This is a genomic window from Streptomyces sp. CBMA152, assembly GCF_014596475.1.
GTDB lineage: Bacteria > Actinomycetota > Actinomycetes > Streptomycetales > Streptomycetaceae > Streptomyces.
Genome location: NZ_MECJ01000018.1, coordinates 49,884 through 62,644, shown reverse-complemented (window position 1 = coordinate 62,644; position 12,761 = coordinate 49,884). Strand labels below are relative to the sequence as shown.

The following is a 12,761-nucleotide window of genomic DNA, read 5'->3' as shown; positions in this document are numbered from 1 at the left end:
CGCCACTGACGCACCGGTCCCGACCCACCGCGTGAGCGACCACGCCCCGCCGCTGCGGTAAGCAGCGGCGAGGCGCCGCACAGCCGAGGTGAGGGCAGCGGAATGACCGGGGGCTCCGGGGCCACCACAGGTCGCCATCACCTCGGGCTCACGTAATGAACAGGCCTGCGCCTTATGAAGCGCCCTGCCCGACCCGGGCGAAGTCTTCGACCGGATTCAGGTAGGGCAGGTCCTCCAGCGGCTGGTCGGTGAAGAACCGAGCCATCAAGTCGGCCAGGTCACCGTCCCGTTCGATCTGGACGAGATGGTCGGCGTCCTTGATGGTGGTGAACCGGGCCCCGAGGGTCTCGGCGACACCGCGCCCTACGTGGGGCGGGGTGATGGTGTCGTGCTCGCCCGTGAAGACGAGCACCGAGTCGGCGCCCGTCGGGCCGGGCAGGCTCCACGGATGGCTCAGGAGACGTTCGTGATGGGTGATGTCCATGGCCAGTTCACGCTCGGTCAGGCTCGCGAACCTCTGCCGCATCAGGCGCGCCACGGCGGCCCGGCGCCGCACGATCCCGTGGCCGGGTGGGGCCATGAACTGCTCGACCATGTCCTGGGCCATGGTGTCGAACAGCCCGTCGTCCACCATGCTGCGCCAGCGTTTGGCCGCCGCCGTGTACTCGGGGGAGATGTCGGTGGCGGTGCCTCCCAGCATCAGGCGTGCGATGTGGTCGGGGTGGCGTTGGGCGAAGCGGAGTGCGATGGCGGCCCCGAAGCAGGCGCCGAACACGTTGACGCGGCCAAGACCGAGGGCTTCGGTGGTGTGGCGGACGGTGTCGGCGAGGAAGTCCATGCCGTACTCGACGGGGAGGGGGGCGGCGTGGCCGTATCCGGGCAGTTCGAGGGTGACCACGGTGGTGTGCGGCAGGAGCCATCGCTCGTAGCGCAGCCAGGAGTGCCGGTCCTGTGAGGAGCCGCCGAGGACGAAGAGGGCTTCGGTCGCGGAGGATCCCGTGGCGGTGCGGGCGATGTACTCGAAGCCGCGGAAATCGAGCGTCAGGTCGGTCACTTGAGGGTCGATGCTGTGAGACATCCCGCCTGCATACCGGCACCCCGCCGGGCGCGGGCCGGTTTCCCGTCCAGGTCACCCATGTGGGCGTCAAGCCGCCGCCCCCCGTCGGCTCTCCCGGGTGACGAAGGGCGTTCTGTGCCGTCATCGGCCGGGCGGCTGCGCATACTCGGGCGTATGCGGATCCTGCTGGTGACCTGGGGCTCGGCCGGCGACGTACTCCCCTATGCCGGCCTGGGCGCCCGCCTCAAAGCCTTCGGCCACGAGGTGGTGGCCGCCACCTCCGAGCGCAACGCGCCCCGGTTTCGCGCCCATGGCATGCCAGTCCACGTCCTGCCGCTGGCCCGCCAGGAGGAGTCCGCGCTGGCCGCCGACCGCTTCGACCGGTGGCAGAGCCCCGCCCGGATCAGACGCAGAACGCGCAACGCCCAGGACATCGCCCAGGTGATCGCCCGGGAAGTCCTCGACGCGGCCACCAGCGGCAAGGGCGCCGACGTGATCCTCGCCCATCCGCTGCCGCATCCGGTGTGCGCGCTCATCGCCCATGGCACCGGCCGCACCTGCCTCGGGATCTACACGGCGAGCCCGGCCATGCTCCTGCCCCGGCTCAGTGCCCAGGACACGGCCACCGCCCACGGGTCACACGGATATCGGTTTGCCGAAACGATGGCGTGGACAGCGATGCATCCGCTGTACGCACCCGCCCTGAGCTGGCTCCGGCGGGAACTGGGCATGCGGAAGAAGACGGCCGACACCGCCCGCGGCATCCTGCGCGGCGCGCGCGTCCTGCACGGCTACAGCACCGCCCTGCTGCCGCCGGGACTCACCCTCCCCGACGGCCACACCTGCACGGGCTACTGGTGGCCGGCTCCCGAGGACACCTGGCAACCCGACCCCCGACTCGCCGACTTCCTCCAATCCGGCCCCGCTCCCGTCTACTTCGGATTCGGAAGCGTGTCCCCGGGAGACGTTGAACAGCTCAGCAGCACCATCAAGAACGTCGTGCGCCGGCTACGTGTCCGCGCGGTGGTCCAGGCAGGCTGGCAGGGTCTCGACATCACCGACGACAACACCCTCACCATCGGCGAGTGCCCCCACGAGTGGCTCTTCCCGCGCATGGCCGCCCTGGTCCACCATGCCGGCCCCGGGACCGTGGGCGCCGGGTTGAAGGCCGGAGTCCCTGCCGTGCCGGTCCCCCTCGCACTCGACCAGCCCTTCTGGGCCCGCCGCCTCACCGCCCTCAAGCTCTCCCCCACCTACATCAACGCCCGCCGCCTCACCCCAGACGCACTGGCCGACGCCCTGCACGCGACGCTGCACGACACGCGATACCGCACCCGGTGCACCCAGCTCTCAAAGACCATCCAGAGCCAGAACGGAGCAACCACCGTGCTGAACGAACTGGCCCGCGTCGCCAACCACTGAACGCGGGGGCAAGCCCCCTCGGCGCGGCTCAGGTTGCTGCGCCGAACCATGTAGTCAACGCCTTGTGCAAGTCGTGGCGCGTCAACTGGCCGGGCGTGTCGTCGTCTGTGGCCCACGCCAGGTATCCGTCGGGGCGGACGAGAAGGGCGGCGGCCGGCAGTGAACGATCTGCGGACGGGGCAGAGATCACGTCCACCCGGTCCGTCCAACCCTTGAAGGCCTCGGCCGTCGTGGCGTGTGCGGTGAGGTCCACGAGCACGGGGCGCGCTGCTCGCAGCCGTTCGAGGATCTGTGTCCAACTGCTGGTGAGGTGCGACCGAAGGTCGGGAAGCCACCGTCCCACCAGTGGATGCCCGATGTCGTGCCCCATGTCGTACTGGACGTCGGTTCCGGCCAGGAGCGCTGCGATACGTGCGCGGTTGTTCTTGTCGCCGAGCAGCTCCGCCAGCAGGTCGCGGGCCGCGGTGATGTCGCCTCCTGGACGCATCAACGCGACCTGGGCGCGGGTGTGCATGAGGACCCGTTGGCTGACCGGTGCCCGCTCGCTCTGGTAGGTGTCCAGCAGTCCGGGAGGTGCCCAGCCGTGTATCTGGGCGGCGAGTTTCCAACCGAGGTTGATGGCGTCCTGCATGCCCAGGTTCAACCCGGGCCCGCCGACGGCGGAGTGCACGTGCGCGGCGTCTCCGAGCAGCAGGACGCGGCCGGCGCGGTAGGTGTCGGCCTGCCGGGAGTTGATGCCGGTGAGACGGCGCAGCAGGTGCGGTCCGGGGGTGGCGGGTGGGCTCATCGGCAGGTCCGTGCCGAGGACACGACGCACGCCGGCACGGAGCTCGTCGAAGGTCATCGGTGTGCTGTCGTCGACCGGTGGTTGGTCCCACTCGAAGGTGGCGACGAGGTGGACTCCCGAGCCGGGCGGCATCATCGCGAAGGTGAGCACGCCGTTGGGCATGCGGTTGTGGGCGTACGGCCGAAGGCGCATGCCAGGGTCGGGCAGGACCAGTTCCCCGGTGGCGGGATCCAGCAGAGCGTCGGGGATGACGGCGTGTCCCGCGCGGGAGGCGAAGTGGTCGTCGGTGGTTCCGGGGAAGGCGATGCCGGCCTGTTTGCGGACCGTGCTGTGGCCGCCGTCCGCTCCGACCAGGTACCGGGTGCGCATCCGGTGGGCGCCCTGTGGCCCTCGGATGTCGAGGGTGACGCCGTCGTCGTCCTGGTGCAGGGCGAACAGTTCGTGCCCGCGGCGGATCTCGACGCCGAGTTCCCGGGCGCGCTCTTCGAGGACCTGCTCGATGCGCGCTTGGGGGACCTGGAGGACGTGCAGCGGGTTCTCGGGCAGGTCGCGCAGGTCCAGCGGAAAGCCGCTGAACTGGTAGAAGGGCAACGGCTGCGCAGGCCCGACACGACCGGCGAGGGGCTCGTACAAGCCGCGCAACTCCAGCGCCTGGACCACGCGGCCGACGAGCCCGTTGGCCCTGGGGGCCTCGCTGCGGGCGTGCAGCCGTTCCAGGAGCACCGGACGTACGCCCGCGAGCCGTAACTCGCAGGCCAGCAGCAGCCCGTTGGGACCGCCGCCGACGATGGTCACGTCAGCGGTCATCGAAGGTCTCCTTCAGCTTGTCGGGCGGGAGGCGTTCCCGTCGCGACCTCATGTCAGTCTGGATTGACAGCCCGAAGTGCCTGTCAGTCTGGATTGACGAACAAGGGGTTGTCAATCCAGACTGACAGGCATGGAAACGGGAGATCTCTCAGAACGCCTCAGGTCGCACGACCCCGCAGTGGGACTGCGGGCCGTGGGCGCGCTGCACCGGCTGGCCGCGCAGGTCGAAGCGGCCGCAGTCGCGCGCGCCAGGGAGCAGGGATGGTCCTGGGAACAGATCGGAGACGCCCTTGGCGTTTCCCGGCAATCCGTCCACGCCAAGTACGGGAAGTGAGACAGCCATGTTCGAACAGTTCGCAGCAGGTGCCCGTGCCGTCGTGGCTTCGGCACTCGACGAGGCCACCCTGCGCGGCGACCGCCGCATCGGAACCGAGCACCTCCTCCTGGGGCTGCTCCACGAACCCCGCCCGGCCCAGGCCCTCGGAACCGACCTGGAGACCGCACGCGCCGCACTCGACGCCCTCGACCGGTCCGCGCTGGCCGCGGTCGGCATCGACGCCCACGGGGTCGAACGGCCGCCGATCCCCGCCTCGCGCAAGCGCACCCCCTTCACCTCCGGTGCCCGCGCGGTCCTCCCCCGCGCCGTGGCCGAGACGAGGAAGGCCGGCAGCCGACGCATCGCACCGGAGCACCTCCTGCTGGCCCTGCTCGACTGCGAGCGACCGGATCCGGTGGCAGAGCTCATGACCCACCTCGGCATCGACCGCGCAGCCGCCCGCGAACGTGTGCGGCGGGTGGCTGACTGAGTGGCTGGGCTTCAACACCGGCGGTGAGGGACAGTGCGGCAACCAGGCGTTCCGTGTGTCCTGTCGGCCGCAGCCCCGCGTTGGTACACGCGGGGCTGCGGGAGGACGTCCGCAGTCGAACGCCGAGGCCGAGCTGGATTCTCATACGGGGCGGAGCCCGACCGGGGCATCCGGCTGCACCCTGTCGCCCACTTATGGGCCGGATTCCGATATTCGGTGACTGCAGTTTCCACCAGGAATCCTGATTACCCATGGGTGATTTCTCCCTGTGGATTACTACAGATGACACGACCGGCGGCCTCAACCAACCTGACCCGGGCAGGGATTGGCGATCCACCAGGCCCCACATCTGCTAGTCCACTTCACAAAATTCCCCTGTAGATGACAGCCTGCACGCCTGTTAGAGTCCGCATGCGCGACTCGCGATGAGGGTGGCGACGCGGCGGATCCGAACCCCTGGTTCGCCACTTGCTGAGCAGCGGTATGGACGTCCACAACTCCACCTGCCACTGAACGCGGCGTACAGCCGCGATAAATCCAGCCACCGATGAACACCGGCTACCCCATTACGCAGAAGGCCGTCCGGAGAGCCGGAGCAGTCGACGGCACTGGCTCTCCTATGCAATGCCGCTTCCGGGCAACGCCGCCGCGCCACCTTCATCGCCTTGGAATCAAAAGGGGAGAATTTCAATGAACAAGGGACTTCTGCGGCGCCTCGTCGCAGGGAAGGCGCTGGTCATAGGCGCCCTCCTGACCCTCGCGGTGCCAGGAGCCGCGTACGCCAACACCGTGAGCGTCACCGTGAAAACCCCTGGGGCCACTCTCGGACCCACCACCATCGACTCTTCCATCTCCACCAGCGCCCACTGCGCCAGCGGTCTCGTTTCCGGCGGCGGGATCGACCAGGCCATCGGCACCGGCACGGGGGTGAACGGCAACCATGTACTGGGCAGCGAGCCCAGCCCGGACGGCACCACCGAATACACCGGCTCGACCGGGGTCGTCGGCACCGACGTGGCGTACTGGATCGCGAAGGGCGCGAGCGGAGGACAGGTCATCTCCTCCTTCTCCACCAGCCCTTACGCGATGTGCCTCACCAGTAACCTGATCAACCACACCCAGGTCGTCATGAACAAGATCAACGCACCCAACACCTCGGCGACGGTGGGCCTCGTGACGGCGACCTGCCCGGCCAACACGGTCCTGCTCGGTGGCGGCGCCCAGGTCACACCGGGCAATACCGGCAACTTCAAGCCGATCGCCGGCTTCCCCACCTTCAACAACGCCGCACACGACTTCGGTAAGAAGGCCGCAGCCGACGGAGAGACCAACCCCGACTCCTGGACCGCCGTCGGCTGGGACAACAGCGCAAACGCCAGCAACGAGACGTACGCGTACGCGATCTGCAGCGGTAACGGCATCGGCGTCAGCGGCGTCACCGTCAAGGTCCGCTACAGCGAGGTGAGCGGCCCGAACACCGGGAGCACGGGCCAGAACGCGACCGTCAACTGCGGTAGCGGGGACGGGAATCTGATCAGCGGAGGCGCTGCCATCAGCGGCGGCAGCGTGACCACCACCGACTTCACCGGCCCGGGCGCAGGCGGCGACCACCTCAACGGAAGCTTCCCCAGCGACGCCGGCGGCAACCCCGTCGGTGACGGGACCACCACCGCGGCGTCCTGGACGGCCTCCACCCACACCGGTGGGATGGCGTCGACGAACAACCACTCCGACGCCTGGGCGCTGTGCGCCAACGACGGCGTCTGAGCCACCGGCACCACCGATCCGCGGGCGGGCACGACAACCGAGCGCAGCCCGCCCGCAGATCACCGTCCCCTTGTGAACAACGCGGTCACGCCACGTTCGCCGCGTTGACAGCAGAAAGGCACAACTCGATGAAGAAGACGTTTTCACGGCAGTCCGTCCTGGGAGCGGTGCTGGTCCCGGGCGCCCTGTTCGCCGTGGCGGTGCCGGACATCGCGTACGCCGACACCGCGAGCGTCACCGTGACGACCCCCGGCCCCACCATGGGCCCCGCGACTCCCTTCACCGGCGTCTCGTCCCACGCGGACTGCGCCGACGGCCTCGTTTCCGGCGGCGGGATCTCCCAGTCCACCGGGGACGACAGGGCGGGGAACGGCAACCATGTGATGGGCATCGCGCCCAGCGCGGACGGGGTCACCGAATTCACCGGCTCACCCGGGGTCGTCGGCACCGACGCAACGCACTGGCTCGCGTTCGGCGGAAGCGGGAGCAACTCCAGCCTCGCCTTCTCCACCACTCCGTACGCGGTGTGCCTCCACAGCAGCCGGATCAGGCACACCCAAGTCGTCATGAACAAGGCCGCCGGACCCAGCGTCGGACAGACGGCGAAGACCGTGACAGCGACCTGCCCGACCGGCACGCTCCTGATCGGTGGCGGCGCCCGCACCACCCCCGCCAGTGTCGGCAGCCTCAAGCCGATCGCCAGCTTCCCCACCTTCGACGACGCCGCGCACGACTTCGGCCAGAAGGCCGCAGCCGACGGAGAGACCAACCCCGACTCCTGGACGGCCGTCGGGGGAATCGGCGGCGGCCGCGACACCGACAACACGACGTATGCCTACGCGATCTGCAGTGGAGACGACGTCAACGTCAACAACATCGCCACGACGGTCCACTTCCGCGAGCTGAGCGGCCCCGACACGGCAGGCACGAGCCAGACGGCGACGGTCGGCTGCGACGACCCGGCCCAGGCGCGCCATGGCAGGCGGGAGAGCGGCGTACTGGTCAGTGGGGGCGCCGCCGCCAGCGGCGGGAACGTGACGACGACCGACTTCACCAAGGCAGGGTCGGGCGGAACCCACCTCACCGGAAGCTACCCCAGCGACTCCGACGGCAAGCCGGTCAGCGACCAGGCCACCACGGCCGACAACTGGACGGCCGACATCCACGTCGGGGGCTCACCCTCCCCGAACACCTACTCCGACGTCTGGGCCCTGTGCCTGAACCTCAACCATGGGCACGCGATGCGATGACCGCGGCCGTGCAATAGCGCCAAGTGACGGTTGGTCAGCCTTGACGGACGGCATCTCCATGCCGTCCGTCAACGACGAGCTTGGACTGATCAGCAAGGGTCGCGGCAGCCCCCGTCGCGACGAAAAAACGAAAGGCAAGGAGGGATACCCACTCCTTGCCACTCTCAATTTATAGCGCACGGGGGGCCTTGCGGCAAGGCCCCGGTGGTGGGGCAGAATCGCGGGCCGAAGCCAGGACCTGCGGAAACAGGGGGATTTACGCGTGCGTGCGCTGTTGTCGGGTGAGGGATCGAGCGGTGACGTCGAGTTGATGGGGGGACGGTCCGGGGTGCGTGAGTGCGCGTCGGCGGCCGTAACGGCAGCGGCAGCAACTTCAGATCGGAGCGAGGACATGAACCCTGTGACCACCAGCGCGTTCGACCTTCCCGAGCGTCTCGCCGCCAAGGCCGACCCGGCGCTGATCGGCGGCGACGAACGGCATTTCGCTGCCATCGCCGAGAGCCTTGAACAGGCGATCGCCGATGTGTCCGACCGCCTTGAGGCCGAGCGCAGGGCGCCCGGCGGCATCGGCCGGGAGGCGATGGACCGTGACGCGGAGATCCACCGCCTGACCGGTCGCCTGCGCGCCCTGCGCCGCTTCGGCCTGGACCTCTGCCTGGGACACATGGTCCCCGCCGACGGGTCCGAGCCCACGTACATCGGACGTCTGGGCCTCACCGACCGTACGGGCCGTCGGCTGCTCCTCGACTGGCGCTCACCGGCGGCCGAGCCGTTCTTCGCGGCCACCCACGCCAACCCGATGGGTCTGGCGAGCCGCCGCAGGTACCGCTGGACCCGCGGCCGCATCGGCGACTACTGGGACGAGGTGTTCACCGCCGACGGGCTTGAGGGGCGCGCCGCGCTCGACGACCAGTCCGCGTTCATCGCCAGTCTGGGCGGCAACCGCTCGTCCCGGATGCGCGATGTGCTCGCCACCATCCAGGCCGACCAGGACGCCGTCATCCGTGCGGGGTCCCGTGGCGCCCTCGTCGTCGACGGCGGCCCGGGTACGGGCAAGACCGTCGTCGCCCTGCACCGCACCGCCCACCTCCTGTACTCCGAACCCCGCCTCGGCCACCGTCGCGGCGGCGTCCTGTTCGTCGGCCCGCACCAGCCCTACCTCGCGTACGTCGCCGATGTCCTGCCCAGCCTCGGCGAGGAGGGTGTGCAGACCTGCACCCTGCGCGACCTGGTGGCCGAGGGAGCCGGAGCAGCGGTCGAGCCCGACCTGGAGGTGGCGCTGCTGAAGGCGTCGGCGGACATGGTGAAGGCGATCGAACCAGCCGTCGCCATGTACGAGGAGCCGCCGACGAAGGGGATGACGGTCTCGACCCACTGGTCCGACATCTGGCTGAGCGCCGACGACTGGGCGGCGGCGTTCGACGCGGTGGAGCCGGGTACACCGCACAACGAGGCGCGCGAGCAGATCTGGGAGGAGCTGATCGCGATCCTGCTGGACAAACACGACGACGACGAGGTCTCCCCCGAGTTGTTCCGGCGGTCGGTGCTGCAGGACCGGGCCCTGGTCACGACCCTCAACCGGGCGTGGCCGATGCTCGAAGCGACGGACCTGGTCGGGGACTTGTGGTCGGTGCCCGCCTATCTGCGCAAGTGCGCGCCCTGGCTCGGCCCCGACGAGGTGCGCAAGCTGCAGCGCGCCGAGGCCCAGGCCTGGACGGTGTCCGACCTGCCGCTGCTCGATGCGACCCGGCAGCGGCTCGGCGACGCGGAGGCGTCCGTACGCAAGCGGCGCCACGACGCCGCGGTCGCCGCCGAACGTACGCGCAGGGCCGAGGCCATCGACAGCCTGCTGCAGAACGTCGTGATCGACGAGAGCGAGGGCGCGATGGGGATGCTGCGCGGACAGGACCTTCGCGAGAGTCTGATCGACGAGAGCGCGCTGCCCGGCACCGAACCCGACCTGCTCGCCGGGCCGTTCGCCCACATCGTCGTGGACGAGGCCCAGGAACTGACCGACGCCGAGTGGCAGATGCTGCTGCAGCGCTGCCCATCCCGCAGCTTCACCATTGTCGGCGACCGCGCCCAGGCCAGGCACGGGTTCACGGAGTCGTGGCAGGAGCGGCTGGAGCGGGTCGGGCTCGACCGGATCACGGTGGCCTCTCTCGGCGTCAACTACCGCACGCCGGAAGAGGTCATGGCGCAGGCCGAGCCCGCCATCCGTGCCGTGCTCCCGGACGCCAACGTGCCGACGTCCATCCGCAGCAGCGGCATCCCCGTCGTCCACGGATCCGTCGCCGATCTGGGCTCGGTCCTCGACACCTGGCTCGCCGCTCATGACGAGGGGATCGCCTGCGTCATCGGCGATCCCGCGTTCCGGGCGACATCCCGTGTGCAGTCGCTGACGCCGCAGCTGTCGAAGGGGCTTGAGTTCGACCTGGTCGTCCTCGTCGATCCGGAGACGTTCGGCGAAGGCATCGAAGGAGCCGTCGACCGCTATGTCGCGATGACCCGCGCGACCCGGCAACTCGTGATCCTTACGAGCCCCTGACGTCGGCCGGGTATGCGGTGGGACACCCAGCGCATACCCGCGTCAGGTTGCGCCGCCGAACTTCCAGGCGTCGAGGTCGCGGTAGTGGATCGGGCCGGGACCTCGGCCGATGTTGCTGCCGACCAGGTGCAGTCGCTCGGCGGGCCACGAGCGGCCGGTGAACCCGGCGAGCGCGGCGGCCGACTCCGACACGCCGACGAGGTCGTTGCGGCGGGACCGGGCGAGGGTGAGATGCGGGCGCAGCGGGCGGTCGGCGAAGTCGACACCACACTCCTTGACCACGGCACGAACCTCGGCGGCGAGCAGATGCAGCCCGTCGAGGTCCCCGTCGATCCCGCTCCAGAGCACGCGCTCGTCGAAGTGCCCGCCGCCGCGCAGCGCCAGTCGTACGGGCCGGTGCGCGGCGGCGAGAGCCGCGAGCGGCGGCCGCAGCAGGGGAACGGTGGCGCCCGGGAGCTCGCCCAGGAAGGCAAGAGTGATGTGCCAGTCCTCGATACGGTTCCACCGCATACGCGGGTACGCGTCGTAGGCCGGGCGCAGTGCCCGTGCCAGCTCCTCCTTCGCGTCGTCGGGCGGGGCGAGGGCGATGAATATCCGGATGGTCCCGGCCGGCACCTGGTTGTTCACGAGGGACTTCGTACCGTTCTTCGGGTACTTCTGTCACCTTCTGTCGCGTGGGGCCCGGTCCTGGGGACCCAACACGCGCTGCCCCTCCCCCGGGCACCGGCAGACATAGCTGCTACAACTAGGCCCACTTTTAGGTCAGTTGCTATGGGAGAAGCATGGAGAGCACACCGACTTCGCCCTCACCCGCTGCCTTGCTCCTCGCCGCTGCCGGGGTGGCCTTCACCGTGCACCAGCACATGGAGATCCACACGGGCGCGGACATCCGGAACCGCACCGGGTTCACCGAGGAGAACATCCAGAACTCGCTGAAGACGGTGGCTTTCTCCGTCGGCCCCGACCGCCTTGTGCTGGCGGCCGTTCCGGGCCCGGCACGGATCCGTTACGGCCGGCTCGCGGCTGCCCTGGGAGTGTCGCGCTCGGCGCTGAAATCCGCCGACGAGGCGGCGCTGCGAAAGCTGGACATGGAGCGCGGCGGGGTCGGCCCCATCTGCGACGCCCCGGACGTCACCGTGGTGTTCGACGCCGCGGTGCCTCGGATGGGCACCGTGCTGTGTGGGAGTGGCCGGCCGGACTGCACCGTGGAGGCGAGGGCATCGGACATCGTACGGATCCCGCCGAACGCCGTGGTCGCCGACATCACCTCTCCGTGAGAGGCCGCTTGAATGGCCACCGCCATCGAGGAGGGCCGGGGCCCGTCCTCGATGGCGGCATCATGGCCGACGTCTCCTACCGTCTGCTGTCGACCTGACGGCCCGGCCTCACTTCAGGTGCCGACCGAAGAACCGGTCCCCGTCCTCCCTCTCGAACCACGGGGTACCGAGGTGTCCGCCCAGATTGGCGTGCAGGGTCTTCTCCTTGCTGCCGAAGGCGTCGAACAGGTCCAGGGCCCGTTGCCGGGGGTTCCCTTCGTCGTCCCACTGCAGCAGGAGCAGCAGCGGAATGGTGACCTGCCGGGCCTCCTCGCGCTGGGCGAGGGGCACGTAACCCCCGGCGAAGAAACCGGCGGCCGCGATGCGCGGCTCGACCGCCGCGAGGTGGATGCCGAGGGCGGTCCACCCCGAGTACCCGACCGGGCCGCCGATTTCGGGCAGCGCAAGAAGGGCGTCCAGGGTGGTCCGCCACTCCGGGACCGCGTTCTCGACCAGCGGGGCGACGAGGGACTCGAAGATCTCGTCGACCGGCTCGCCTGCCTGCATCGCCCGGCGGAGGTCGGCGCGGGCCTGTTCGGCGGCGGCGGAACGGGGCCGGTCACCGCACCCGGCGGCGTCGATGGTGGCCACCGCGTAGCCGTACGCCGCGGACAGCCGGGCCCGGGCCACCAGCCGGGGTTCCGCCTTGGGCAGGCCGTTGTTGTGGGCCATCAGGATCAGCGGGGCCGGTACGGCGGATTCCGGCGTCCACAGGGTGCCGGGGATCTCGCCGAGGGTGAATTCGCGTTCGAGGACGCCGTCGTCGAGGCGTTGCTCGGAAGTGAAGTGCATGGTCATGCCTTTCGGGAGTGCTCATGAACGGCGCTCCCGGACGACCTATCGCCCGACCGTGACCCCGGAGGGGAGCACCCATGTCGATACTGCGTTCACGGGTACCACCTCCTCGTTCTCTCGCACGGCCTCCGGAAAAGTAGCAGCGGTCACCGTGGTCCGCCAACGGGTTTTCGCGGGAGGCTCCGTGGCCGGATGCCGCGCCGGGC

General features: G+C 69.7%; 11 protein-coding genes. 7 read left to right on the top strand and 4 right to left on the bottom strand.

All coding sequences use genetic code 11. The features are described 5' to 3' along the window. Positions 1–172: 172 nt before the first annotated feature. Positions 173–1,078, bottom strand: coding sequence for an alpha/beta fold hydrolase (locus BG418_RS17615; RefSeq protein ID WP_188274860.1), 906 nt, complete (start codon positions 1,076–1,078; stop codon positions 173–175). Positions 1,079–1,231: 153 nt separating this feature from the next. Between BG418_RS17615 and BG418_RS17610 the strand changes: the two genes are divergently transcribed. Beyond that, a complete protein-coding gene (locus BG418_RS17610; protein ID WP_188274859.1) occupies positions 1,232–2,479 on the top strand; it encodes a glycosyltransferase in 1,248 nt (415 codons plus the stop codon). A gap of 28 nt (positions 2,480–2,507) precedes the next feature. Here BG418_RS17610 and BG418_RS17605 read toward each other — a convergent pair whose 3' ends face one another. Then, positions 2,508–4,073, bottom strand: coding sequence for an FAD-dependent monooxygenase (locus BG418_RS17605; RefSeq protein WP_188274858.1), 1,566 nt, complete (start codon positions 4,071–4,073; stop codon positions 2,508–2,510). 130 nt (positions 4,074–4,203) lie between these two features. On the opposite strand from BG418_RS17605, the gene BG418_RS17600 reads away from it, so the two are divergent. From BG418_RS17600 to helR, 5 genes are all read left to right on the top strand, one after another. Next, positions 4,204–4,407 carry a helix-turn-helix domain-containing protein gene (locus tag BG418_RS17600; RefSeq protein ID WP_188274857.1) on the top strand — a complete coding sequence of 68 codons (204 nt, stop codon included), beginning with the start codon at positions 4,204–4,206 and terminating at the stop codon, positions 4,405–4,407. Positions 4,408–4,450: 43 nt separating this feature from the next. Beyond that, positions 4,451–4,879, top strand: coding sequence for a Clp protease N-terminal domain-containing protein (locus BG418_RS17595; protein WP_317453685.1), 429 nt, complete (start codon positions 4,451–4,453; stop codon positions 4,877–4,879). A gap of 690 nt (positions 4,880–5,569) precedes the next feature. Next, complete coding sequence (locus tag BG418_RS17590; RefSeq protein ID WP_188274855.1) at positions 5,570–6,646, top strand: hypothetical protein; 1,077 nt, start codon at positions 5,570–5,572, stop codon at positions 6,644–6,646. A 104-nt stretch (positions 6,647–6,750) separates the two neighbouring features. Continuing rightward, positions 6,751–7,896, top strand: a complete 1,146-nt coding sequence (locus BG418_RS17585; protein ID WP_223185005.1) for a hypothetical protein — start codon at positions 6,751–6,753, stop codon at positions 7,894–7,896. A 391-nt stretch (positions 7,897–8,287) separates the two neighbouring features. Further along, positions 8,288–10,444, top strand: coding sequence for an RNA polymerase recycling motor ATPase HelR (helR, locus tag BG418_RS17580; RefSeq protein ID WP_188274853.1), 2,157 nt, complete (start codon positions 8,288–8,290; stop codon positions 10,442–10,444). A 42-nt stretch (positions 10,445–10,486) separates the two neighbouring features. Here the strand turns inward: helR and thpR are convergent, their stop codons facing one another. Then, entirely contained in the window at positions 10,487–11,071 is a 585-nt protein-coding gene (gene thpR, locus BG418_RS17575; RefSeq protein ID WP_188274852.1) for an RNA 2',3'-cyclic phosphodiesterase, read from the bottom strand. A gap of 155 nt (positions 11,072–11,226) precedes the next feature. Here thpR and BG418_RS17570 point away from each other — a divergent pair, with 155 nt between their 5' ends. Continuing rightward, positions 11,227–11,721 carry an aminoacyl-tRNA deacylase gene (locus BG418_RS17570; protein WP_223185003.1) on the top strand — a complete coding sequence of 165 codons (495 nt, stop codon included), beginning with the start codon at positions 11,227–11,229 and terminating at the stop codon, positions 11,719–11,721. A 108-nt stretch (positions 11,722–11,829) separates the two neighbouring features. On the opposite strand, the gene BG418_RS17565 is transcribed toward BG418_RS17570, so the two are convergent. Beyond that, positions 11,830–12,552 carry a dienelactone hydrolase family protein gene (locus tag BG418_RS17565; protein ID WP_188274851.1) on the bottom strand — a complete coding sequence of 241 codons (723 nt, stop codon included), beginning with the start codon at positions 12,550–12,552 and terminating at the stop codon, positions 11,830–11,832. Positions 12,553–12,761 lie beyond the last annotated feature (209 nt).

What these genes read in the sequence shown, in the direction of transcription:
- BG418_RS17605 (WP_188274858.1), bottom strand. Translation starts at nt 4,073, where the DNA reads ATGACCGCTGACGTGACCATCGTCGGCGGCGGTCCCAACGGGCTGCTG.
- helR (WP_188274853.1), top strand. Translation starts at nt 8,288, where the DNA reads ATGAACCCTGTGACCACCAGCGCGTTCGACCTTCCCGAGCGTCTCGCC.
- BG418_RS17615 (WP_188274860.1), bottom strand. Translation starts at nt 1,078, where the DNA reads ATGTCTCACAGCATCGACCCTCAAGTGACCGACCTGACGCTCGATTTC.
- BG418_RS17590 (WP_188274855.1), top strand. Translation starts at nt 5,570, where the DNA reads ATGAACAAGGGACTTCTGCGGCGCCTCGTCGCAGGGAAGGCGCTGGTC.
- BG418_RS17600 (WP_188274857.1), top strand. Translation starts at nt 4,204, where the DNA reads ATGGAAACGGGAGATCTCTCAGAACGCCTCAGGTCGCACGACCCCGCA.
- BG418_RS17610 (WP_188274859.1), top strand. Translation starts at nt 1,232, where the DNA reads ATGCGGATCCTGCTGGTGACCTGGGGCTCGGCCGGCGACGTACTCCCC.
- BG418_RS17570 (WP_223185003.1), top strand. Translation starts at nt 11,227, where the DNA reads ATGGAGAGCACACCGACTTCGCCCTCACCCGCTGCCTTGCTCCTCGCC.
- BG418_RS17565 (WP_188274851.1), bottom strand. Translation starts at nt 12,552, where the DNA reads ATGCACTTCACTTCCGAGCAACGCCTCGACGACGGCGTCCTCGAACGC.